This is a genomic window from Hydrotalea sp. GW822-HT8A01, from assembly GCF_058798575.1.
The window spans coordinates 3,687,073-3,711,010 of sequence record NZ_CM179506.1 but is presented as its reverse complement, the minus strand read 5'-3'; the positions used below and the strand labels follow the sequence as shown (position 1 = coordinate 3,711,010).

The 23,938-nt window shown below is 37.4% G+C and carries 20 protein-coding genes; 7 read left to right on the top strand and 13 right to left on the bottom strand.

Annotated features, from left to right (window positions below; genetic code table 11):
• The first annotated feature begins 2 nt into the window (after positions 1-2).
• On the top strand, positions 3-3,242 hold the full coding sequence (locus tag AC3QLY_RS16420; protein WP_081298643.1) for an efflux RND transporter permease subunit: 3,240 nt from the start codon (positions 3-5) through the stop codon (positions 3,240-3,242).
• A 63-nt stretch (positions 3,243-3,305) separates the two neighbouring features.
• A complete protein-coding gene (locus tag AC3QLY_RS16415) occupies positions 3,306-4,388 on the top strand; it encodes an efflux RND transporter periplasmic adaptor subunit (RefSeq protein WP_074419152.1) in 1,083 nt (360 codons plus the stop codon).
• 350 nt (positions 4,389-4,738) lie between these two features.
• On the opposite strand, the gene AC3QLY_RS16410 is transcribed toward AC3QLY_RS16415, so the two are convergent.
• The 10 genes from AC3QLY_RS16410 to sucD form a co-directional block, all read right to left on the bottom strand.
• A complete protein-coding gene (locus AC3QLY_RS16410; protein WP_074419153.1) occupies positions 4,739-5,206 on the bottom strand; it encodes a GNAT family N-acetyltransferase in 468 nt (155 codons plus the stop codon).
• Between the two features lie 22 nt (positions 5,207-5,228).
• Positions 5,229-6,047, bottom strand: a complete 819-nt coding sequence (locus AC3QLY_RS16405; RefSeq protein WP_179853193.1) for an alpha/beta hydrolase — start codon at positions 6,045-6,047, stop codon at positions 5,229-5,231.
• Positions 6,048-6,269: 222 nt separating this feature from the next.
• The gene (locus AC3QLY_RS16400) at positions 6,270-7,625 is read right to left on the bottom strand and encodes a M20/M25/M40 family metallo-hydrolase (protein WP_218331373.1); all 1,356 of its coding nucleotides are present in this window, start codon (positions 7,623-7,625) and stop codon (positions 6,270-6,272) included.
• 47 nt (positions 7,626-7,672) lie between these two features.
• Positions 7,673-8,938, bottom strand: coding sequence for a replication-associated recombination protein A (locus AC3QLY_RS16395; protein ID WP_288096592.1), 1,266 nt, complete (start codon positions 8,936-8,938; stop codon positions 7,673-7,675).
• 45 nt (positions 8,939-8,983) lie between these two features.
• Complete coding sequence (locus AC3QLY_RS16390; protein ID WP_075051534.1) at positions 8,984-9,496, bottom strand: hypothetical protein; 513 nt, start codon at positions 9,494-9,496, stop codon at positions 8,984-8,986.
• A gap of 57 nt (positions 9,497-9,553) precedes the next feature.
• The gene (gene aspS, locus AC3QLY_RS16385) at positions 9,554-11,380 is read right to left on the bottom strand and encodes an aspartate--tRNA ligase (protein ID WP_218331374.1); all 1,827 of its coding nucleotides are present in this window, start codon (positions 11,378-11,380) and stop codon (positions 9,554-9,556) included.
• Between the two features lie 277 nt (positions 11,381-11,657).
• Complete coding sequence (locus AC3QLY_RS16380) at positions 11,658-12,125, bottom strand: hypothetical protein (RefSeq protein ID WP_492990139.1); 468 nt, start codon at positions 12,123-12,125, stop codon at positions 11,658-11,660.
• A gap of 57 nt (positions 12,126-12,182) precedes the next feature.
• Positions 12,183-13,238: an NAD(P)/FAD-dependent oxidoreductase gene (locus AC3QLY_RS16375; RefSeq protein ID WP_075051536.1), complete on the bottom strand. Its 1,056-nt coding sequence runs from the start codon at positions 13,236-13,238 to the stop codon at positions 12,183-12,185.
• Positions 13,144-15,396, bottom strand: coding sequence for a hypothetical protein (locus AC3QLY_RS16370; protein ID WP_492990137.1), 2,253 nt, complete (start codon positions 15,394-15,396; stop codon positions 13,144-13,146). Before AC3QLY_RS16370 ends, AC3QLY_RS16375 begins: the two co-directional genes overlap by 95 nt.
• Before the next feature lie 116 nt (positions 15,397-15,512).
• Positions 15,513-16,385 carry a succinate--CoA ligase subunit alpha gene (gene sucD / locus AC3QLY_RS16365; protein ID WP_287100813.1) on the bottom strand — a complete coding sequence of 291 codons (873 nt, stop codon included), beginning with the start codon at positions 16,383-16,385 and terminating at the stop codon, positions 15,513-15,515.
• 195 nt (positions 16,386-16,580) lie between these two features.
• Here sucD and efp point away from each other — a divergent pair, with 195 nt between their 5' ends.
• The 3 genes from efp (at position 16,581) to accC (ending at position 19,322) form a co-directional block, all read left to right on the top strand.
• Entirely contained in the window at positions 16,581-17,147 is a 567-nt protein-coding gene (gene efp, locus AC3QLY_RS16360) for an elongation factor P (RefSeq protein WP_068242686.1), read from the top strand.
• Positions 17,148-17,324: 177 nt separating this feature from the next.
• Positions 17,325-17,813: an acetyl-CoA carboxylase biotin carboxyl carrier protein gene (accB, locus tag AC3QLY_RS16355; protein WP_075051539.1), complete on the top strand. Its 489-nt coding sequence runs from the start codon at positions 17,325-17,327 to the stop codon at positions 17,811-17,813.
• Between the two features lie 171 nt (positions 17,814-17,984).
• Positions 17,985-19,322 carry an acetyl-CoA carboxylase biotin carboxylase subunit gene (accC, locus tag AC3QLY_RS16350; RefSeq protein ID WP_075051540.1) on the top strand — a complete coding sequence of 446 codons (1,338 nt, stop codon included), beginning with the start codon at positions 17,985-17,987 and terminating at the stop codon, positions 19,320-19,322.
• Positions 19,323-19,439: 117 nt separating this feature from the next.
• On the opposite strand, the gene AC3QLY_RS16345 is transcribed toward accC, so the two are convergent.
• The 3 genes from AC3QLY_RS16345 to AC3QLY_RS16335 all read right to left on the bottom strand — a co-directional run bounded on the left by AC3QLY_RS16345 (position 19,440) and on the right by AC3QLY_RS16335 (position 22,599).
• Entirely contained in the window at positions 19,440-19,817 is a 378-nt protein-coding gene (locus tag AC3QLY_RS16345) for a hypothetical protein (RefSeq protein ID WP_075051541.1), read from the bottom strand.
• 174 nt (positions 19,818-19,991) lie between these two features.
• Entirely contained in the window at positions 19,992-22,181 is a 2,190-nt protein-coding gene (locus AC3QLY_RS16340) for a glutamine synthetase III family protein (protein WP_075051542.1), read from the bottom strand.
• A 199-nt stretch (positions 22,182-22,380) separates the two neighbouring features.
• Positions 22,381-22,599, bottom strand: coding sequence for a DUF3820 family protein (locus AC3QLY_RS16335; RefSeq protein WP_218331378.1), 219 nt, complete (start codon positions 22,597-22,599; stop codon positions 22,381-22,383).
• A 407-nt stretch (positions 22,600-23,006) separates the two neighbouring features.
• On the opposite strand from AC3QLY_RS16335, the gene AC3QLY_RS16330 reads away from it, so the two are divergent.
• Both AC3QLY_RS16330 and AC3QLY_RS16325 read left to right on the top strand, forming a co-directional pair.
• Positions 23,007-23,330, top strand: a complete 324-nt coding sequence (locus AC3QLY_RS16330) for a hypothetical protein (protein ID WP_075051544.1) — start codon at positions 23,007-23,009, stop codon at positions 23,328-23,330.
• Between the two features lie 178 nt (positions 23,331-23,508).
• Positions 23,509-23,847: a hypothetical protein gene (locus tag AC3QLY_RS16325; RefSeq protein ID WP_143439235.1), complete on the top strand. Its 339-nt coding sequence runs from the start codon at positions 23,509-23,511 to the stop codon at positions 23,845-23,847.
• Positions 23,848-23,938 lie beyond the last annotated feature (91 nt).

Genomic DNA, 23,938 nt, shown 5'->3' with positions numbered 1-23,938 from the left:
ATATGGTACGAGCAGCCCTTAAAAGGCCCATTACGGTAATTGTATTGTTTGCAGGGTTATTGCTGTTTGCAGTAATGGCTTTACGAACCATACCTATTGATATATTCCCTAAACTAAATTCTCCTACCATTTATGTAATTGAACAATATGGCGGTATGTCTGCCGCACAAATGGAAGGTTTTTTTGCCACCCGTATGGCCGACCAGTTTTTGTATATAGATGGTGTCAAGAATATTGAAAGCAAAAATATTCAGGGTTTAACTTTAATTAAACTTACCTTTTATGAGGATGCAAATATGGCGGAAGCCTCAGCACAGGTTGCTTTGCAGGTAAATAGAACCATGGCATTCTTTCCACCAAGTGCCTTACCACCTACCGTTATTCGGTTTGATGCCTCTTCATTGCCGGTTGGTGAGTTAGTGTTTAGCAGCAAGACACGTCCGTTAAAAGACATCTTCGATCTGGCTGTTACGCGGATACGCCCTTTGTTTGCAACGGTACCGGGCTTGTCTGCACCACCACCTTTTGGTTCTAATGCACGTACCGTATTAATTAATATTGATCCTACTAAACTAAGTTCATTTAACCTATCTGCTGATCAGGTGGTAGAAGCCATTGCTAAAAACAATGCCATTTCACCATCAGGCAACATACGGATAGATAGTACCATGTATGTTACTTCGGTAAACTCATTGGAAACCAAAGTAAAAGATTTTGAAAATATACCTATTGTAAGTAATAATGCTACTTCCATTTTTGTAAAAGATGTAGCAAAAGTTACCGATGGGGCGGATATTACGGTAGACTATGCATTAATTAATGGCAAACGTTCGGTTTATATACCGGTAGTAAAAACAGCCAGTGCATCAACCTGGGGTGTGGTGCAAGACCTGCGTTCAAAATTACCTGAAATGCAAAGTTTGTTGCCCAGCGATGTACATATTCAATATGCATTTGACCAATCGGTGTTTGTAATTAACTCGGCCAAAAGTTTAATGACAGAAGGCATATTGGGCGCCATACTTACCGGGTTAATGGTACTACTATTTTTACAAGATTGGCGCAGTAGCGTGGTGGTAATTATTACCATTCCGGTAGCTATTTTGAGTGCTGTTTTCTTCTTAAAAATCGCAGGGCAAACCATTAATATCATGACACTAAGTGGTTTGGCTTTGGCCATAGGAATATTGGTAGACCAGGCAACGGTTACCATTGAAAATATACACCAGCACTTAGAAATGGGTAAGCCGAAAAAACAAGCCATTTTAGATGCCTGTCAGGAAATATCGTTCCCGCTTTTATTAATTTTATTATGTATCCTGGCGGTGTTTGCCCCTGCATTTGTAATGTCGGGTGTACCAAGAGCCATGTTCCTTCCTTTATCATTGTCCATTGCTTTTGCAATGATAGTATCTTATGTAGGTGCTCAAACTTTGGTGCCGGTTATTTCAAACTGGTTGTTGAAAGAAGATATGTTCAACAAATACAGCCATACCAAACAACATGCACATGCAGGTTTGGCATTAGACCAGCAGGAAGATGCCGAAGTAATTGAGCATACCAAAGAAGACGAAGAACACCAGGAAGAAGACAACTTCTTTCAACGGATTAAAGTGGCATTAGCCAGCCGCTTAACCAAGTGGATACCCAAGCGTAAACTGATTGTAATTGTTTATTTGATATTGGCATTTGGAGCAGCCGGATTTTGTTTTGTGATTATAGGTAAAGATTTATTGCCTAAAACCAACACCGGAGAATTGCAACTTCGGTTAAGAGAACCCGATGGAACCCGTTTAGAAGTTACAGAGCGGGCTACCAAAGGTGTTTTGAATATTATTGATTCAACAGTTGATAATAATGTTGAAATATCTTCTGCTTACGTAGGTTTGGTACCCAGTAATTTTGGTACCAGTAATTTATATATTTTTAATAGTGGTACGCATGAAGCCGTTATTCAAATTAATTTGAATGAAAAGTATAAGGTGAATATGGAAAACTTAAAAGAAAAATTACGGTATGCCATTGCCAAAGCATATCCTGATATTAAAATTTCTTTTGAGCCCATTGAATTAACCGAGAAAATTATGGCACAAGGTGCATCAACACCCATTGAGGTTCGCGTAGCGGGTAAGAATATGACCGATATTGAGAATTATGCCAATCGGGTAATGGGAAATATGAAGGCAATTCCTTTTCTGCGCGATGTGCAAATTGCAGAGCCTTTAAAATATCCTACCATCAATATAAAAGTAGATCGTGAAAAATTGGCGTTAATGGGTTTAACCATTGATAATGTTTCGCGAAGTATTACTGCCAGTACATCTTCCAGTCGTTATACCAATAAAAATTTCTGGTTAGATCCCAATAACTCTTATACCTATCAAACACAGGTACAAATTCCGGAATATGCCATGAATTCATTGGAAGAATTACAGGCTACTCCGCTGGTAAAAGGACAGGCCAGACCGGTGCTATCAGATGTAGCTACGCTTTCAGTAGATAGTTTACCGGGTGAATATGACAGAAGTGGCCCCAGACGTTTTGTTGTAATTAGTGCCAACATTTATAAAAAAGATTTAGGAGCTGCTACTACTGCAGTGCAGGCAGCGATTCATCAATCTGGCACACCGCCATCCGGATTAGTTACACAGGTAAAAGGAATGTCTTCGCTGCTGGTTGAAACATTAGATTCATTGCAAAGTGGATTGTTAGCAGCCATTATTGTAATATTGTTGTTATTGGCAGCAAATTATCAATCATTTGGTTTAGCAGTATCAGTATTGGCAACTGTACCTGCAGTATTGCTGGGTTCCATGCTCATGTTGCTGGCCACAGGTGCAACGCTGAACCTGCAATCCTATATGGGTATTATTATGTCAACGGGTGTATCGGTAGCTAATGCCATTCTTATTGTAACCAATGCTGAATCTTTACGGTTAGAATATAAAGATCCGTTTAAAGCAGCAGTAGTAGCTGCCAGTATCAGGCTAAGACCTATCTTAATGACCAGCCTTGCCATGATAGCAGGTATGATACCTATGGCAAGTGGTTTGGGTGAAGCAGGCGATGAATCAGCTCCATTAGGTCGTGCGGTGATAGGCGGATTGGCTGCATCTACAGTAGCTGCCTTATTCATAGTGCCTTTGGTATATGGATGGGTACAGCAAAAAGCTTCATTCAGGGATGTATCTCTGTTGCCTGAAGATGAGGTAAAAGATGATCATGCACCCAATCCCGCATAACATAAAATAACTATTTTATATGCAATTCATGTTATTCAATAATTAACTATAAAATTTACCACAATGAAATATTATATTGTTCTTTTCGGTACTTTATTGATGCTTGCATCCTGCTCTTCTAAAAAAGTAGAAAAGCAAAAAGACCCGCCTACAGTAGATACCACCACACATTATACGATAGCAACTGTAAAGAAAGGTGGCGTAAGTGTGGCATTAAAATTACCGGCCAAACTTGCTGCCTATCAGGAAGTAAGTATCTTTCCCAAAGTGAATGGCTATGTAAACAGTGTTTTGGTGGATATTGGTTCCAGGGTTTCAAAAGGCCAGCTTTTAATGGTATTGGAAGATCCGGAATTAGAACAAGCCATGTTACAAGCCAAAGAAAGATACGAACGATCTAAGGCAGATTTGTCTATTGACAAAGAAAATTATGTTCGTTTGTTAGAAGCAGCTAAAACACCCGGTGCTATTTCTCCATTAGATGTATCTGCAGCGCGAACCAAAGTGCAAGCCGATAGTTCATTAAGTAATGCCGAAAAAGCTAACTGGAAATACCAGGAAACCATGCTGGGCTATTTAAAAGTGTTTGCACCTTTTTCCGGAGTGATAACTGAAAGAAATGTGCATCCCGGTGCGCTGGTAAGTGCAGCCATTAAAGATCAACGTATGTTAGAACTGAAAGATATAGCACACCTGCGTTTACAAATTGATGTACCGGAAGATATTGCTGCTCATTTTAAAGATAAAGATACAATTGCCTTTTATACCAGTGCTTTTCCGGGAAAAAGGAATATTGGTTTTGTAAGCAGAAATTCTTATAATGTTAATCCTCAATTTAGAACCCAACGGATGGAAGTTGACGTATACAATAATAATTACCTGCTTTCTCCGGGTATGTTTGTAGAAGTGCAATTATTTACAAAAGGTAATCCGAACGCTATGTCTGTTCCTAAATCAGCAGTTGTTACATCTACTGAAAGAAAGTATGTAATTGTTGTCAGAAATGGAAAAGCAGTTAAAGTAGATGTACATACCGGAAATGATGATGGCACTCAGATTGAAGTGTATGGTGCAATACAACCCGGTGAAGAAATAATTAGTAATCCAAGTGATGATATTAAAGATGGAAGTACCATTCATGCATAAATAGCATTACTGATATATAAAAAGCGACCGGGAAGTAATTTTCGGTCGCTTTATGTTTTATGATACTTATCTTATTTGGTATATGATTCTATGTTAGTTTTGGTTGCAAAGCGCATGAATAAAACAGTAGCTGCATCCGGTTGTCCGTGCAGATGTATAAAAAACTGTACCCAACACAATAATCACCAATAATGCCAGTATAATGATAAATCCGTTTTTACGCATATATTTTCTTTATTTTCAACTATACAAAATTACCCGGGATTCTTGCTTTACTCATATAATATCCTTTTATGCACTATAACTGTTGGTAATCACTATGCTTATTTAGTAGGCTAATTCCCATACATTTAATCTGGCTGTTTAATCATTTCTATGTGATCTATTCCATCTTCATCATATACATCACTGCTTTGTACAAAACCAAGCGATTCATAAAACTGTTTTAAATACAATTGCGCACCAATTTGTATAGGAGCTTTTCCAAACAATTCATAGCAAGATGCAATTGAATGTAGCATTAATGCACGCCCTATTTTCTGTTTACGAAAATTTGGTGCAGTAACCACTCTTCCTATACTCATAAATCGGTATACCTTGCCCGGTGCTATTAAACGGGTATAAGCGGCCAACTGATTATTCACAAATCCCATGCAATGGTAGCTGAATTGGTCTTTATTATCCATATCTAAAAACACGCAATTTTGCTCCACTACAAATACTTCACTTCTTAGTCTTAGCAGGTTATATAATTCATCGGGTGTTAATGTATGAAATGCTTTTATCTGCCAATCAATACTTTTATTGCTATCTTCCATTCTAAAATTATTTTTTGTAGGTTTAATCGGGCATTATTTGTTGTAAAAACTGGATGCTTTTGTTGTATGTGTCAATTAAGTTTACTCCTGTCCACCCATGTCCTGCACCTGCATATTGATTATATTGATGGGTTATATTGTACTGAATCAGCCGGTTATTTAAACTATCACTTTGGCTAATGGGTATCACATCATCAGCCGTTCCGTGAAAGATAATGGTGGATGGCAGGTTGGCTGTGATAACTAAATATAACGGGTTGGAACTGATGTGGCCTGGTATGTTAGTAGCAGGTGTTCCACTCATGAAAATAGATATCAGTGCCGGATATGTTGGATTCGGCGCATTATAATACAACGCAGCTAAATCAGTGAGGTCAAATAAATCAACCACTGCTTTTATTTTATTGGGATGGGTATAACCTAATAGTAAAGCTAATTGAGCACCTGCTCTGGCGCCAAATACAGCCGATTTGCCGGCATTGATAATATACTTTGCTTGTTGCTGTTGAATGAATTGAAATGCGCTGTTGATATCTGATAATTGTGCAGGCCATACATTGGCTCCCTGAATGGTTGCCAAACGGTAATTGATATTGCACAATGCAAAATTGGGTAAACTGTTTTGTAGGGTTTGTATAGCGGTATCAAAATCAGCTTTATCTCCTGATGTCCATGCGCCTCCATGAATGAGGATTAATGCTTTGGTATGGAGGGTATTTCTTCCGGCAGGTAAGTAAACATCCATTTTTTGTAACGGGTCATTTCCATAAGATACATTCTTGATAGTTTGAGCTGTTAATGACCCATTATTGGATACCATATTTTTTTTGTTGCAGGCCATGAAACCTGTTAAGGTAAATGCAACAAAAAAAAGATAACAGCAACTATTGTTGATTTTCATGCAGCTATGTTGATGGCAATAAAATTAATTAAAACTTTGGTTGCAAATAGGCTACAGTTTTCAAAACAGTTTTCTATTATCTATTGCTGGCTGGTATTCACACGCTTTACTGGTTATAAAAGTATGCCACTGAATACTAAAATAATTAAGAAGCTTCAATGTTTATCTTCCTTCAATACCAGGCACCACAGGCAGACTTTCATTCCCAGCTTCACCAACTGATTGTACTGCAAAAAAATAATTGTCCTTAGAATATGGCAGATCAGCACTGGTAGCAGTGGTAAATAATTTCTTTTGCCAGAAAGCGCTGGTAGTTTCCCGCATTAAAATATAATATCCCTTTACGTTGCCGGTGGCGGGTTTATCCCAATGCAGGCTGGTATAATTGCTTAATTTTTTTACTTCTACAGTTACATTTTGTGGCATGGCAGGTGCTTTGGCTAAATTTGCAAGGTTGGCTAAGTTAATGGCTGTGTTTTTTCTTAGGTATTCATAGTCCATAAATTCAGGCAAATCGCCATATTGAATGCCATTTTCTTTTCTTACATCCTGATGTTGGTGGTAATAGTTTTCATTCATTTCAGTAAACCTTACTGCAGCAAAACCATTTTCAACATAGGGCAAGTGGTCGCCACCTCTTAAAAAGCGGTCGTTTCTGTAAATCATTACCACCTGAATATTGTCTACATATCTTTCGCCAATTTCTTTTACATAACGGGCTAACTGACGGGCCTTACCGTCGTTTTCCAAACCTAATGCCCGAATACGTTTGGCTTGTTTTTCTGTTTCATAAGCCGGTAATCCTTCGCTAAAAACTCTGATTCTTGTATTGTCAATAATATTGGTTTCGCTGCTGTTGTTGCTGCCCATGATATCGTTGTTTAGTACAGCTTCAATATCCCAACCTTCTTTTTTGGCTTTTTTGGCCATATAGTATGCACCTAATAAACCCTGCTCTTCTCCACTCACTGTTACAAAAATTACAGTAGCAGGAAAAGCATGTCGGCTCATAATTCTGGCACATTCAATTACAGCTGCTGAACCGCTGCCGTCGTCGTTGGCACCGGGTGCATCATTTACCCGATCCATTACATTGGTGCGCATATTATCTAAATGCCCGCTGATAATAAAAACACGATGGTCGTTCGGATCAGTGCCTTTTAAAGTAGCTATTACATTGCCTAAAATAATGGTACTATCTACTCTTTTTCCATCCGGATGATACGTAACCGTGTCAATAAAAGCAGTTAAACGGCCGTTACTGGCAGTAGCAAATTCATTGAATTTTTGTAATACCCATTTTCTGGCTGCACCAATACCTCTTTTAGGATTGGTTTGTGTGCTGAGCGTATTGCGTGTGCCAAAGTTTACTAAAGTTTTAATGTAACTGTGTAGTGAATCGGAAGATACTTCTTTTACCATTGCTGCAATTTCAGGATCGCGGTCAATAATGGTTTGGCTATAAATAGCTGAAGAGCTAACTGCTAAAAGCAGTAGGGTGCAATAAAATTTTCTCATAGCATTTGTTTATTGTTTAAAGATAAATAGAAAGATGGTTTTGAAGATTAGTAATTGTATTTGTTTTTCCAGCGTTCTTTTAAAAATTTTCTGATTTCATTTTCTCTGGCATTGTTTCCGGGTGAATAAAACGTTGTGCCAGATATTTCTTTGGGCAAATATTCCTGATTCAAAAAATTACCTTCACCCAAATGCGGATATTGGTAGTTTTTTCCATAATCTAAATTTTTCATTAAAGTAGTAGGGGCATTGCGAATGTGTAATGGAACGGAAAGATCGCCGGTAGTTCTTGCTGTTTGCAATGCTTTATTAATGGCTTCGTATGCAGCATTACTTTTTGGTGAACCTGCTAAATACGTGGCACACTGGCTTAAAATAATTCTGCTTTCCGGATATCCGATTTTATTCACTGCATCAAAAGTGGCATTGGCCAATAATAACGCATTGGGATTGGCGTTGCCAATATCTTCACTGGCAAAAATAACCATACGCCGGGCAATAAATTTAACATCTTCCCCGCCTTCTATCATACGTGCCAGCCAGTATACAGCAGCATTCGGATCGCTTCCCCGCATGCTTTTAATAAAGGCAGAAATAATATCATAGTGTTGCTCGCCATTTTTATCATACAGCGCCACTTTTTGTTGGGCAATGGCTGTTACCATTTCGTTGGTAATTGTAATATTTTTTTCTTTGGAGGATAGAATAACCAGTTCAAATAAATTGAGCAATTTTCGGGCATCACCTCCGGAAAGTTGCAATAGCGCAATGGTTTCTTTTAATTGAATGGAGTAGGTTTGCAGAGTTGCATCTTTCTCAATAGCGGTTTGCAATAGTTGCAACAAATCATTTTCCTGTAATGGTTTTAAAAGATATACCTGGCAACGGCTCAGCAAAGCTGCATTAACTTCGAAAGAAGGATTTTCGGTTGTTGCACCAATTAAGGTAATAATGCCTTGTTCAACAGCGCCTAATAATGCATCCTGTTGGCCTTTGTTGAAGCGATGAATTTCATCTATAAATAAAATGGCACGTTTGGTTTGCCTGGCTGTTTCAATGACTTCTCTTACTTCTTTTACGCCGCTGCTAATGGCGCTGAGTTGAAAGTAAGGTACCTGTAAAGTATTAGCAATAATATTGGCTAAGGTTGTTTTACCCACGCCAGGTGGTCCCCATAAAATAATGGAAGGAATATAACCTTGTATCAGCGCTTTATTGAGAATACTGTCTTTTCCGGTAAGGTGCTGTTGGCCGGATAATTCCTGTAAAGACTTTGGACGCATTCTTTCCGCCAAAGGAGGCATTGTGTTCATGCCTGAAAAGTAAAAAAAAATATTCAGGGTATGGCCAACAAAAAATTATTTTAAGAATAAAGCTGCATATTTTTTCATGAGTTGGTAGGTGGTTAAAATATGCACAAATAAAACAATAGAAAAAGGCAGCATAATTAAAATGGCATTGTGCATGGCAGCCATTAATTCGGATGAAGTGATGTTGGCAGGCAAGTTAGCTGGTTTAGATTCGTTTAATACAGCTAAAAATTTGGCATACATGTCCTTGTTGGAAAAGAAATATAAAATGGAAACACAAGATATAATGGCTAATACTGAAAAGATAATAGCTATTGCAGCATTAATTTTAATCCAATCTTTCAAGGTTGCTTTACAAGGGCTGTTTTTTAAGATGCCTTTGTATAAAAAAACAGCACTGGCAAAAATATAAATTACCACACAGGCCAATATCACAGCACTTAGCATAACAGTTGGATTGCCAATGCCGGCAAAAATGGAAATTACACTCTCAAAGCCAAACAGGGTAGCAAAGGGAAGTAAAATGATGGTAAGAATTCTATAAATACTTAATATTTTCATACTTATTTTTTACTGTTTCAATATTTCAGACTGCTGAGGTGTTGTTATTTGAATCGGTTACTGTAGGTTCAGTTTTATTTGTAACTCTTTAAATTGTTTTTCATCAATAGGGCCGGGGGCATCTAACATCACATCTCTGCCGCTGTTGTTTTTGGGGAATGCAATAAAATCGCGGATGCTTTCGCTGCCGCCTAAAATGGCGCAAAGCCGATCGAACCCAAATGCCAATCCGCCGTGTGGTGGTGCACCATATTCAAATGCACCGAGTAAAAATCCAAATTTGTGTTGTTGTTCTGCTTCATCCATACCCAGTGCATCAAACATTTTTTCCTGGAGTTGGCGTTGATAAATACGAACAGAACCACCGCCAATTTCATTGCCATTCAATACCATATCGTAGGCATTGGCTTTTATATTGGCATAGGGGTGCTCTAAATATTTTGCAGGATCAGTAATAACTGGCGAGTGTTGAATCATGGTTTCAATGTCTTCCGGTTTGGGCGAGGTGAAAGGATGGTGCCTGGCAACCCATCGGTTGTCTTCTGAATCATATTCAAACAATGGAAAATCAAGTACCCACAATAATTTAAATTCATCTTTTTTGCGTAAGCCTAAACGGTTGGCCATTTCAAGCCTCAATTCGCTCATGGCCTTACGTGTTTTTTCTTCTGTTCCGGCTAATAATACAATTAAATCGCCGGGTTGTGCATTGGCTGCGGCTGCAATGGCTTTTAGCTTATCCTCACTGTAAAACTTATCTACACTGCTTTTGAGTGTTCCATCGGTATTGTACTTAATAAATACCAAGCCTTTCATGCCAATTTGTGGTCTTTTTATCCATTCGGTTAATTCGTCGGTTTGTTTACGGGTATATTCACTACAGCCCGGAATGGCAATGGCAATAACGGTTTCGGCTTCATCAAACACTTTAAAATCGGCACCATTAATAAGATGTGCCTGATTTTGTTTACCAGAAAATGCATGTGCCGGAAATTTAATATTACACAGGGGCATATTAAAACGAATATCGGGTTTGTCGTTTCCAAATTGCCACATCGCTTCTTCCCACGACATGCGTTCAACCGGTGCTGTATAGTCAATATTTTTTACTGCTTTAAAAATGTGTTTCACCAACCCTTCAAACATGTTTAAAATATCTTCCTGTTCCACAAAACTCATTTCACAATCTATTTGTGTAAACTCGGGCTGGCGGTCGGCTCTTAAATCTTCATCTCTAAAACATTTTACAATTTGGTAGTATCGGTCGTAACCGCTTACCATTAGCAATTGCTTAAATGTTTGCGGGCTTTGCGGCAGTGCATAAAATTGTCCCGGATTCATGCGGCTGGGTACCACAAAATCTCTGGCCCCTTCGGGGGTAGATTTAATAAGGAAAGGCGTTTCTATATCCATAAAACCGTGTTCGTGCAGGTAGTTGCGGGTTGCACGGCTCACTTCGTATCGAAGCACTAAATTTTTCTTTACAGTATTTCTGCGTAAGTCGAGAAATCGGTATTTCATGCGCACATCATCACCACCATCGGTATCATCCTGAATAGTAAAAGGTGGTACAGCCGATTTATTTAGAATGCTAAATTCAGTCACCACTACTTCAATATCGCCGGTAGCTAATTGAGGGTTTTTATTGCTTCTTTCCTGCACCATGCCTTTTGCCTGAATTACAAATTCGCGGCCTAAAGGATTGGCTTCTAAAGTATCGTTCAAACTTTCATTAAAAAGCAGTTGCGTAATGCCATACCGGTCTCTGATATCTACAAAAGTGATGCTGCCAAATTTCCGAATGGTTTGCACCCAGCCTGCCAGGGTTACATTTTTTTGTACATCGTTGCTGTTTAATTCTCCACAGGTATGCGTTCTATACATGATTCTTTTTTTAATATTTGTATTTATATTGCCAAAGTATGTTTTAAAATGGGTTATTTTTTGTAAGGGTAAACCCCTGTTAGAAGGTTGCCGGGCAGTAAGGAAGGCGCTGCAGTGTGCGACGCAACGAAGCTGAACCTACTACAAAAGCCGGTAACATAACTAACTTTATGGGCTGCAAATATAGCTGAAATGCGATTTGATGGATGCAGAATTATGCCGTTAGTTGTATGGCCTTTTGCCGATAATGTTGTGTGTAAGTACGACTATTGCTGTTTTACAAACTATCCAATGCATTTTTGTGTTTGGGTTTCCAATACAAATAGTAGAAGGCCAAAATAAGAATACCAATGCTAAAGGGAATCATGGCCAGATGTTTGAATGTGATACCCGGTAAAACCATTTGTTCATCAAAATGGAGAAATTCACTAATCATCCAATAAGAGTTAGCAGTAATCCAAACGGTTATGGCCAAATTGTGGCACAACTCCGACATGAATTGCCGGGTCCGATATGCAATAACAATAGAAATAATCAGGGTTGGAAAAATCATGGCAATGCCTAACGGGCGCCAAAACATGCACCAGCTAATGTCTTTAAACAGCCAGAAAACTATGTGCAGGTTTTCCATTTTTCGGTATTTTAATGGAATATTATATTGTTTTTCGGAAGTGATTGTATCGATATCCATATCTATTGGATTGGCTAAACCATTGGCAATAATTGCAGGTTGAGGCACTTTCATTCGTTTGGGTTGATGAATTAAGCAAATAGTCTGCAATATTAATTTTTTATGAACAAATCAGGGAGCTAAAATTTTATGGAAACGATGGATGGCCACCTCCGGTATAAGTGGCTGACCATACTTTAAATGTTCGCTGAATACTTTAGCAAAATAAGGTGCCAATGAACAACCTTTGGTACCCAATCCATTGAATATGCCAATTTGCGGAAAATAGGGGTGCATTCCTATAAAAGGTCTTCGTTCCAGTGTGGCAGGCCGCTCAGCAGCAACATGTGCCTTTATTTCAAAAGGCAATTGTAGCCATTGCTGTAATTGTTGCAGGGTTTTTTGACGAAAAACTTCTGTTGGATTAGCGTGTTCATAATTCCATTCATACGAAGACCCTGCCCACCACAGGTTGTTTTGACAGGGCACCAGACTAAGGCTCTGTTTATAAATGTGTTGCCTTGGTAATTGTTGTATTGCTAAAATCAATGCTTCTCCTTTATTGGGTGCAAAAGGAAGTTTTTGAAAATAAGGTAAATTGGCAGCCTGTGTACCATTACAAAAAATAATAGCTTTTGCTTGAATACCCTGATATTGAATATAAGAGGGATGGATTTGTAATGCCTCTATGCTAAAATGTTCTGCAATCAGTAATTGCTGTGTACATAATTTTTTCCGCCAGGTTTGAATGAGCAGTTGCAGGTTCACCAGCCAGGTAGGATGGGTTTCGCCAACACCGAATGGGTAGTTAAAATATTTTTTCCATTGAAGCGAATTTTCCGGAACACGTAAATATTCAGTTTCGGTGGGTAATCGATTGGTAAATGCCAGCTGCATTTGTGGCGTGGAATGAAAATCGAGTAAATTGGTTTGTTGTATCAACGAAATATTCAATTCTTTTTCTAATGCCTGATAGGCGTTTACTGCAAATGGCATAAGAGTTTCAATCATCCAGGTTCTTACAAATCTTCTGCCTGTAATAGGATTTATTACACCGCTGGCAATATTAGAAGCAGATGACGGATTGTAATTATCAATAATAGTAACGGTATTGCTTTGTTGTAATAAATAATAACTGAGCATAGTGCCTGCAATGCCTTGCCCAACAATTAAATAATCCACTTCCATTTTTCAAAAATATAAATAAAATGAACCGGATGAGGCTAATTTTTTTTTCTGAAACATTGATTTGTATTGAAGGCGCATAGCTTTTGTATTCCTGAAGTTCGGCTGCAATACTTGCAATGCCCGATGAAAATCGTCCGGATTGTGTAATGACAGCAAAATATTGCAGATTAGTTTTTCCTTTAGGCAGGGAAGCAATGAAAAAATGATTGCCAGAAAGGTTGATTTGTTCAGCTACAAGAACAGTTGATTGGCGAGGATGGGCAATGATTTGCATACAAGCAGAATAATTATCTGTAATGGTAACTGCCTTAACTGAAGGTAATGTATTTTGAATGGAGAGTTGAATCATAATTGTATCGCCAATGGCAAGTGGTTCATTTTCTGATAAAAGCTGTAGTTGTGTTTGGTGGTTGAATGTTTTTTGTACAAAAAGTTTTTTACTCAGCTTCCAAGATTGATGGGTAGCAGGAATTGCAGCAACATCCTGCAAATATTGCCATTGAATATTGCCATAAAAGATTGACGTTTCGTTTTGTGAGGTTTGAATAGTAATATGGGCCAGAGTTGAGTCTATGCTATTGCCGGAAATATGAACGTTACAATTCTTTTCAATTGAAAAAATATGATTCCCCAGTGTAAGAGTAGCAGGAGGATTTAACAATATTCTTTCCTGCAATATTAAAGCACCTGCCTGCGCTATTAACCAGCTTTCGGCAATATTATTATTGTGTTGTATCTGCAAAGCCAATGTGTGTAAGGCTTTGGGTAAAACGGTTTTGATAAATGGATATTGGTGCACGTCTGCATTTTGTAAAAACTGAATGATCTGAATTTGCGTGTCAAACGCATTGGGTGAAAAAATATCTTTTGTTCCCGATGGCCAGCTTGCAGTTGCATTGTTTGCACTTGTAATAACGCTCTGTTGAATGGTTTGCAGTATAGTTTTATACAGCAATCCGGTATCGTTATATTGTTGTAATATGGCTCCCATTAATGCCTGATTAGCCAGTGTGTATTGAGTAGCATGTTTTTTTAAGCTGTTGAAAAGAATAGTATTTGAAGGGTAGGTAACCAGCCAATTTTTCAACAGGCTTTTACTATAGCAGTAAAGTAATGCTGTAGTTGTTAAATCAGGTGCTATTGTGTTGGATAGTGATTTTTGAACAAACAACAATCCCTGTTGCATCAAAGGAAATAATGCTGCTTTGGTAGCACTGTCAGTTTGATGGTTTATATATACCTTACTTAAGATGGTAATAATTTTTGCAGTAAGCAGTGCATTGACTTCTTTATTCAAACCTGTTGCAAAACTGCCATTGGTTTGTTGTAATTTTTTTAAACTTTCAATAGCATTTTCATCTTGCAATTCTTTTTGTGGTGCATTACTACTTAAATGAAAGAAATTGAATTTAGAAGTGGGCTGGGTGTTATTTGATGCCGTAAAAACAGGCGAGGGCAATAATGATAAACAGGCAGGTAATGTTTGATAATTTTGTAAAAGTTGTTGGGAAAAGAATTGTGATACAACTGACATTGGATTGTTTTTGTTTGCAAATTGCAATTTTTTCAGGGCTTCTATGGCCTGCCATATTGGTTGTGTTGCAATAATTGCTGTAAATGATTTGTTGGAAATACTTTCTTCATTGGCATTGTTCAAATCTTTCAAATAAATAGAATTGCCATTGCCTGTATGAAATGTGCATGAAAAGTTTTTATGAATGATGGCACGGTTCGGGAAAATGGGGATTGTGTTTTTTGCACTATCTGTACAATTACCGGATACTGCTTTTACAGAAAGTAGTATAGGTTGATTGAATCCGTATGGAACCTGAATTGGAAAATTGATAGCAACACTATCTCTTTGGGATGCAGTAAAATACTGTACCGGAAAGGTGTTGACAAACCAGCCATCTACCGGATTTCCTGTTGCTGCATCTGTAAGTTGTAATTGCATTTGTCCGGTTAATTCGGCATTGGTTTTATTGTGAATGTTTACGGTTAGATATGCCAAATCGCCCTCTCTTAAAAAAGCAGGTGTTTTTAAATGAATTTCTATTCCATTCCGCGTATTGAAATTGGTTTTTGATTCTACCTGTGTAAAAACTAATAAAAGGCTACAAAATAAAAAAATAATTACTGCCGTTTTTTTTAAGTGCATGTAACAATATTAGTGATAAAAAATTAAGAATGGGCTTGCATACATGAGTTCATTCATGATAGGGCAATAAAAAAATCCTGCCATAAGCAGGATTCATTCTATAGATTACTATTGTATTATTTTTTCAGAACAGCAGCCATGGTTTTGCCAATATCTGCAGGGCTGGCTACTACATGAATACCACAGTCGGCCATAATTTTCATTTTTGCAGCAGCAGTATCTTCTGCGCCGCCAATAATGGCACCTGCGTGTCCCATTCTTCTACCGGGAGGTGCGGTTTGTCCGGCAATAAAGCCTACTACAGGTTTGGTTGCATTCTCTTTAATCCAACGGGCAGCATCAGCTTCCATACTACCGCCAATTTCACCGATCATTACAATGCCTTCTGTTTCAGGATCATTCATTAAAAGTTTTACTGCTTCAACAGTTGGGGTGCCGATAATGGGGTCACCACCAATACCAATGGCAGTGCTGATACCTAAACCTGCTTTTACAATTTGGTCAGCCGCTTCATAAGTTAAAGTGCCTGATTTTGAAACGATGCCTATTTTACCGGGTTTAAAAATAAAGCCGGGCATAATGCCAATTTTTGCTTCGCCTGCTGTGATCACACCTGGGCAATTGGGTCCTATTAAGCGGGTATTTGTACCTTGTAAGTAATTTTTTACTTTCACCATATCTTGTACGGGAATTCCTTCTGTAATACAAACCACCAGTTCAATACCTGCTTCAGTTGCTTCCATGATGGCATCAGCAGCAAAGGCAGGAGGAACAAAAATGATGCTTACATTGGCCTGGGTTGCTTTTACAGCATCGGCTACCGTATTAAAAACAGGCCTGTCTAAATGGCTGGTACCGCCTTTATTGGGTGTTACACCACCCACAACCTTGGTGCCATATTCAATCATTTGCGTGGCATGAAAAGTGCCTTCCGTTCCTGTGAATCCTTGTACCAAAACGCTGGAACTTTTATTTACTAATACAGACATAATAAAAAATTGAAATTAAAAAGATGTGCAAAAATAATGAATTATGCCCCAATAAGATGATGCCGGTTTATGAATTACATGAAAACTTTGGCAGATAAAAAAATCACCGGGATAATTCATGATTAGTTTTGTGCATTTTTCCAAGCAATCCCTACATTTGCAACCTTAATTAAATTTTATTTAAATTATTGAATAATGGCAACTACAGCAGACATCAGCCGCGGCTTAATCATTAAATTAGACGGAAGCCTTTACAGTGTTGTTGATTTTGGAGAGAATAAAACAGCACGTGCCGCTGCAAAAGTTTGGGCAAAATTAAAAGGTGTAGATAATAAACGCACCATTGAAAAAACCTGGAATAGTGGTGAAAATATTTTTCCTGTTCGGGTAGAAAAAAAAGCTTTTCAGTTTTTATATAAAGATGATAGTGGTTATAATTTAATGAATAATGAAACTTTTGAGCAAATTAGCCTTTCAGAAGAAATGATTGATGCACCTCAGTTTTTGAAGGATGGTTCAGAAGTATTTGTTTACATCAATACCGAAACAGAAACACCAATTGGTGCAGAATTGCCGGAGAAAATTGTTGTAAAAATTACGTATTGCGAACCCGGATTAAGAGGCGATACCGCTACCCGTGCACTAAAGGCTGCAACCATTGAAACCGGTGCAACTGTGAATGTACCGTTGTTTGTAGAAGAAGGTGAACTTATAAGAGTGAATACTAAAACCGGCGATTATATTGAACGCGTAAAAGAATAAATTCACGTTACAATAAAAATAGCTTCGCAAATTGCGGGGCTATTTTTTATTATACAAGGTTTGTTTGGAACAGGAAAAAAAATCAAATTCCAAAAAATGACTTAATTTGAACAAAAATTAGCTATTTTGCCCCACTTTTAGTTAAAAAACCCCTTTTTTAAGCAAAAAATATGCACTATGGACTTAAAGCAAATTCACGAACTCATTAAGATTATTAATAAAAGCAACATCGGAGAAATAAGTATTGAAGACAAAGATGGTAAAGTAACCATCAAGCAAAAAGAAGAGCAGGTAATTACGATGTCGGCACCGCCACAGCAAGTATACAATGTTGCCCCGCCTGCTGCTCCCACAGTAGTAGCATCAGCTCCAGCCCCTGCACCCACTGCTGCACCTGCAACTCCAAAGCCTACTGAAGAAAGTAAGTTATTAACTATCAAAAGCCCAATGATTGGTACTTTTTATCGAAAATCAGCACCCGGTAAACCCAATTTTGTAGAAGTGGGAAGCGAAGTTGAAGTAGGTACCGTGGTATGTATCATCGAAGCAATGAAATTATTTAATGAAATAGAAAGTGAAGTGAAAGGTACTATAGTTAAAGTGTTAGTGGAAGACAGTACTCCTGTAGAATATGATCAACCATTATTTTTGGTAGAACCTAACTAAGCATTATTTATTACCAAATCATTGTTGATGTATTGATGTAGCCAAGTTTTTGATCTGTTCAATTACAAAAGCTGCACATCCTATCAATTACTGAAATTCATCCATTGAAAATCAGTTCTATTAGTGTAGTTCAATTATTTTATTTGTTTTCAACAGTACAACTTAAAAAAAATGTTTAAAAAAATACTAATCGCAAACAGGGGTGAAATTGCTTTAAGAGTTATTAGAACCTGTAGAGAAATGGGTATTAAAACTGTAGCCGTTTATTCAACTGCTGATAAAGACAGTTTGCACGTTCGATTTGCCGATGAAGCTGTTTGTATTGGAAAACCTGCAGGCTCTGAATCGTATTTAAATATACCTCATATAATGGCTGCTGCTGAAATTACCAATGCAGATGCCATTCACCCCGGATATGGGTTTTTAGCAGAAAATGCAAAATTCTCTCAAATATGTGCCGATCATGGCATTAAGTTCATTGGGCCAACTCCGGAAATGATTAATGCAATGGGCGATAAAATTACTGCCAAAGAAACTATGATTAAAGCTGGCGTACCTGTAGTTCCGGGTAGTGGAGGTTTATTAGAAAGTGTAGAGCAAGCAAAAGTATTGGCAAAAGAAATTGGCTATCCTGTAATTTTAAAAGCAACTGCAGGTGGTGGTGGAAAAGGTATGCGTGAAGTATGGCAAGAAAGTGAAATGGAACGTGCTTTTAATACCGCTAAAGCAGAAGCCGGTGCCTCATTTAAAAATGATGGGGTGTATATGGAAAAATTTGTAGAAGAACCCCGCCATATTGAAATTCAGATAGCCGGTGATCAGTATGGAAATGTTTGCCATTTAAGTGAGCGAGATTGCTCCATTCAAAGAAGGCACCAAAAGTTAATAGAAGAATCCCCATCACCCTTCATGACTCCCGAATTGCGTGAAGCGATGGGTGCTGCAGCTATTAAAGCTGCTTCAGCCATTAATTATGAAAGCGTTGGTACCATTGAGTTTTTGGTAGACAAACACCGAAATTTTTACTTCATGGAAATGAATACCCGTATTCAGGTAGAGCATTGTGTAACGGAAGAAGTAATTAATCACGATTTAATTAAAGAACAAATCAAGATTGCATTGGGCGAACGTATTTCAGGAAAAAACTATTTTCCGCAAATGCATGCTATTGAGTGCAGAATCAATGCAGAAGATCCCTATAATGATTTCAGGCCATCGCCCGGAAAAATTACTACCTTACATACGCCAGGTGGGCACGGGGTTCGGGTGGATAGCCATGTATATGCCGGATATGTAATTCCCCCCTATTATGATTCTATGATTGGTAAATTAATTACCGTTGCACAAACCCGTGAAGAAGCCATTGATACTATGTACAGGGCTTTAAGTGAGTATGTAATTGAGGGTGTAAAAACTACCATTCCTTTTCATTTGCAATTAATGAAGAATGAAGATTTCAGGAGTGGCAACTTTACAACTAAGTTTTTAGAAACATTTAAAATGCAATAAAAAAGATTTGCCTGAATGAAAAATAAAAACCCTTTGGAAGATTAAACTTCTTAGAGGGTTTTTTTGAAACATATCTAAAACAAGCGGGGTAATAATATCAGTTTTTATTCTGTTGCATTATTGTTGGTTTCGGTTTTGCATCCGTTGTTTGCGTTCCTGTTCATAAAAATCTGCTACTTTTTGTGCAAGTGCCGGATCGTTGTTTAAAGCGGCAGTCCAGCGTTTCATTCGTAAATCATTCAATGCTTTCATTTTGGCCATTCTTTCATCCCGACTTAAATCACGCATGCCACGCGTTTGCTGCATCATGTCCATATTAATCGAAACAACCGAATCAGCCTGAACATCGGTTAAATGTAAGTTGGAGGCTTTCAGCTGCTCTAACTGACGGGCTTTCATTTGTGCCGGATCAAAATTGCCGCCCATCCGCTGGGCCATACTTTTACCTGCAAAACCAACGGTAAAAATAATTAGTGTAATAAAAATTTTTTTCATACAATCTTGTTTATTTGTTTTTAATATTTGTTTATTACGACCTTAAAGCTACAACAGGGTTTATTACATTACTATTCTATTCGGCGAAAGGAATAAAAATGCGGTTAAATTCAAAAGCCCTGAACAAAAAAATGAACAGGGCTTTTGGGGTTAAAATTTGGATTAATTTAGGCTTTATCTTAAAAATAACAACTCACGGTATTTGGGTAAGCTCCAGTGTTCATCATCTACCAAAGCTTCTAATTTATCAACATGGTATCTGATTACATCAAAATACGTTTCCTTCACCTGTGTACAATAAGCAATAGCTTTGGTTCTTGTATTTTCAATATTATTAGCAACTTTTCTGGCTTCTACCAGTGCATGTACTTTTTCATATACTACCTGCAAATGCTCACTGATTTTATTCAAAATTTCTAATTGGCTTTTATATTGGCTTTCCGGTATACCTGCTGCTTTTAAACCTGTAATATTCTGAATCAATTCATTTTGATATTTAATGGCTGTGGGTATAATATGGTTGAGTGCCAAATCGCCCATAATTCTGGCTTCAATCTGTACCTTTTTAATATATTTTTCCAGCTCAATTTCGTGTCTGGCTTCTAATTCTGCAACAGAAAATACGCCATTCTTTTCAAATAATTTCTTTGCTTTATCTGTAACCATAGCATCCAATGCTAATGGGGTAGTGGGTACATTCGGTAAACCTCGGCGTTCAGCTTCATGGTGCCAGGCTTCACTGTAACCATCACCTTCAAATAATACTTTTTTGCTTTCAACAATATATTTTTGGATGGTTTGCATAATGGCAATTTCTTTTTTATCGCCTTTCTCAATTAATGCATCCACATCTTTTTTAAATTGTTGCAGTGTTTCAGCCATAATCACATTTAAAACAGTCATGGGGTTTGCACAGTTTGCAGAAGAACCAACTGCTCTAAATTCAAATTTATTGCCTGTAAATGCAAATGGTGAAGTTCTGTTTCTGTCAGTATTGTCTAACATCAACTCAGGAATCGATCTGTGAATGTCTAATTTTAAAATGGCTTCATCCTGCTCGTCAAATTTGTCGCTTACACGGGTTTCAATTTCATTCAACACTTTGGCTAAATATTGGCCAACAAATACAGAAATAATTGCCGGAGGTGCTTCGTTTGCGCCCAAACGGTGATCATTACCAGCAGATGCAATGGAAGACCTTAATAAATCTGAGTAATCGTGAACAGCTTTAATGGTATTCACAAAAAAGGTTAAGAACATTAAATTGGTTTTGGGCGTTTTGCCGGGCGATAATAAGTTTACCCCGGTATCGGTAGCCATACTCCAGTTATTGTGTTTGCCGTTTCCATTAATACCTGCAAATGGTTTTTCATGAATCAATACTCTTAATTTATGGCGGCGTGCAACACGATCCATAATATCCATCAATAAAGCATTGTGATCTACTGCTACACTAACTTCTTCAAAAATAGGCGCTACTTCAAATTGCGAGGGGGCTACTTCATTGTGTCTGGTTTTTAAAGGAATACCCAATTTATAACACTCATTTTCAAAGTCGCGCATGAAATGGTATACTCTTTCCGGAATAGAGCCAAAATAATGGTCTTCTAATTGCTGTCCTTTTGCCGGTGCAGCTCCAAATACGGTACGGCCGCATTGAACCAGGTCAGGACGTGCATTGGCAAGGCGTTCATCAATCACAAAATATTCCTGTTCCCAACCTAAGGTAGCTGTTACTTTGGTTACATTTTTATCGAAATAATTACAAACATCAACAGCGGCTTTATTTAAAGATTCTAAGGCTTTTAATAAAGGCGCTTTATAATCCAATGATTCGCCGGTATAGGAGACAAAGATGGTAGGAATACATAAAGTTTTTCCCTGGCCAATTTCTATAATAAAAGCCGGAGAAGAAGGATCCCAAGCAGTATATCCACGTGCTTCAAAAGTAGCCCTTAAACCGCCACTTGGGAAAGAAGAAGCGTCCGGTTCCTGTTGAATCAGCGCATCTCCGTCAAATTGTTCCAAAGCAGTACCATCTCCTTTTAAAGTAAAAAAACTATCATGCTTTTCGGCAGTAGTACCGGTTAAGGGTTGAAACCAGTGTGTAAAGTGCGTAACGCCTTTGCTTTCGGCCCATGCACGCATTCCGTTGGCAATAGAAGCCGCAACAGCACGGTCTATTTTTTTGCCGCCTTTAATACTGCCTAAAAGACTTTTATATGCATCATCACTCAAATATTCTCTGGCGGTTTTTAAAGTAAACACATTCTCGCCAAAAATTGCTGAAATTTTGCTGGTTGCTACCGCTAAATCGGCAGGCTGATTAGAAAGGTTGTTGATTGCCTGAAATCGTAATGACATATTTTTTTTGATTTTGAGCTACAAAATAAAAGTAATTTTTTAGAAAAATTGCAAAAATTTTCGAATTAGCTTATGAATTTTCCATTAAAATGCAAAAAATAAAAACATTTCAATAAATATAATGTGTATTTGTGTCTTTTGTAATACTTTGTTTAAATATATTACTTATTGATAACGGCTGATTATTGAGCAAGATTTTTTATTTTTTTAAAGTTATTAATAAATGGGAAAGTCCATTTAACTGAATTTCATACATGGTTTCTAATAATATGCCCAGCCGTCCTTTGGGAAAACCTTTTCTGGCAAACCATTCCAAATAAGCAATGGGCAGGTCACAAATAAGCCGGTCCTTATACTTGCCAAAAGGCATTTTTACGCGAACTAAATCTTGTAAAATGGTAGGATCGCCGGCTATCATTTGAAAAAAATATTTTATTTAAAATAATTGCAGGCTAAAAGTAATTACAAAAATGTACTAAATGCAGCTATTTGACAATTGTTTGAAGGCCCATTGCTTTATATGGCTTGTGATACAATAAATAAAACGAATGGACGTTATATTTGGAAATACAAATATTTTTTTAATAAATATTTGGTCTAATGTTTTGAGCATGTGCTTTTGGTGAACTGTCTTCGTTTGTTCTTATTCCCAAATTCCTTCGAAAAATCCGATGTAGCATAGTTTGTGTGATAGTTGTAGTTTAAATTTTTACCTGATTATTATAAATGAATATTAAATAAATATTTTATAGAATTGGCATTGATTTTGGTAATTAATGACCAACTTCTATGCCAATTCTTTGAAAAATTAAAATTGGCCGTACTATGTTATACTTACGCCCCTGGTTTAAAAAAGAACAGTTTTGTAAAAAAATACGTTTTGCAAAGTTGATATTGGCTATTACAGAACGTATTAAGCGTATTATTTGGCAGAAATACGAATGCCCCGTTGGAAAAGTTGCCGATGTTTCAGATAGTATTATTTGGAATTACAGTATGCTGAAAAGCCGTTACATGTACAAAGACTACTGGGTAGATGTGGTTCCTTGCAGCAGTAATGAACGATATCTTAAAAAATTAGTTCATATTGCCGATGAATTAAACCCTTACTTGTCTGATGAAGAAATGGTTGAACATATAGTCTTTTAGCTTCTTAAGGTACTTTTTACACTTTGTCTTGGTTTTTGGTAAATAATTTTCTTAATAATCTGGTAAAGTTTCTTAGTTGTATTTTGCATCAAAATCTGTATATTAGCACAAGTGAATGAAAATAAAACTTTTTCAAGCACATAACTTTATCCAAATCCATCCGCAAAAACCAAAAGCTATGTATTTAATTAAACCATGGTTCAGACAGCATCCTTTTTCTCCCAAAATTAGATTGGCGAGTTTAGTTGTAAAACTCTCAGAAAAATTGATTCAACAAAAAATGGACATTGCCAAAAATGGCCTGTCTTCAGAATCAGAAAGTATTGTATGGAGTTATACCATGCTGAAAAGCAGGTATATGAACAAGATGTTTTGGTTAGACACCATTTCCGGTAAAAGCAGTAATGACAGGTATTTGCATCAATTGGTTCCATTACTGTCTGATGAACTGCGCAGTGAATTAAATGATGTTGAATTAATTGAAGTCTATCAGCAAGTTGCTTCGCATACAGCATAGGTTATTTATAGAATCATTTTTCAATTTGTCGTGCCTTGCAGCAGTTTTTCAATTGCTGGCAACCGGCTCTTTATTACCTTTGCAACATTGT

Coding starts and splice junctions, on each gene's coding strand:
- AC3QLY_RS16420 (WP_081298643.1), top strand. CDS start 3: ATGGTACGAGCAGCCCTTAAAAGGCCCATTACGGTAATTGTATTGTTT.
- AC3QLY_RS16415 (WP_074419152.1), top strand. CDS start 3,306: ATGAAATATTATATTGTTCTTTTCGGTACTTTATTGATGCTTGCATCC.
- AC3QLY_RS16410 (WP_074419153.1), bottom strand. CDS start 5,206: ATGGAAGATAGCAATAAAAGTATTGATTGGCAGATAAAAGCATTTCAT.
- AC3QLY_RS16405 (WP_179853193.1), bottom strand. CDS start 6,047: ATGGCCTGCAACAAAAAAAATATGGTATCCAATAATGGGTCATTAACA.
- AC3QLY_RS16400 (WP_218331373.1), bottom strand. CDS start 7,625: ATGAGAAAATTTTATTGCACCCTACTGCTTTTAGCAGTTAGCTCTTCA.
- AC3QLY_RS16395 (WP_288096592.1), bottom strand. CDS start 8,938: ATGAACACAATGCCTCCTTTGGCGGAAAGAATGCGTCCAAAGTCTTTA.
- AC3QLY_RS16390 (WP_075051534.1), bottom strand. CDS start 9,496: ATGAAAATATTAAGTATTTATAGAATTCTTACCATCATTTTACTTCCC.
- aspS (WP_218331374.1), bottom strand. CDS start 11,380: ATGTATAGAACGCATACCTGTGGAGAATTAAACAGCAACGATGTACAA.
- AC3QLY_RS16380 (WP_492990139.1), bottom strand. CDS start 12,125: ATGAAAGTGCCTCAACCTGCAATTATTGCCAATGGTTTAGCCAATCCA.
- AC3QLY_RS16375 (WP_075051536.1), bottom strand. CDS start 13,238: ATGGAAGTGGATTATTTAATTGTTGGGCAAGGCATTGCAGGCACTATG.
- AC3QLY_RS16370 (WP_492990137.1), bottom strand. CDS start 15,396: ATGCACTTAAAAAAAACGGCAGTAATTATTTTTTTATTTTGTAGCCTT.
- sucD (WP_287100813.1), bottom strand. CDS start 16,385: ATGTCTGTATTAGTAAATAAAAGTTCCAGCGTTTTGGTACAAGGATTC.
- efp (WP_068242686.1), top strand. CDS start 16,581: ATGGCAACTACAGCAGACATCAGCCGCGGCTTAATCATTAAATTAGAC.
- accB (WP_075051539.1), top strand. CDS start 17,325: ATGGACTTAAAGCAAATTCACGAACTCATTAAGATTATTAATAAAAGC.
- accC (WP_075051540.1), top strand. CDS start 17,985: ATGTTTAAAAAAATACTAATCGCAAACAGGGGTGAAATTGCTTTAAGA.
- AC3QLY_RS16345 (WP_075051541.1), bottom strand. CDS start 19,817: ATGAAAAAAATTTTTATTACACTAATTATTTTTACCGTTGGTTTTGCA.
- AC3QLY_RS16340 (WP_075051542.1), bottom strand. CDS start 22,181: ATGTCATTACGATTTCAGGCAATCAACAACCTTTCTAATCAGCCTGCC.
- AC3QLY_RS16335 (WP_218331378.1), bottom strand. CDS start 22,599: ATGATAGCCGGCGATCCTACCATTTTACAAGATTTAGTTCGCGTAAAA.
- AC3QLY_RS16330 (WP_075051544.1), top strand. CDS start 23,007: ATGTTATACTTACGCCCCTGGTTTAAAAAAGAACAGTTTTGTAAAAAA.
- AC3QLY_RS16325 (WP_143439235.1), top strand. CDS start 23,509: ATGTATTTAATTAAACCATGGTTCAGACAGCATCCTTTTTCTCCCAAA.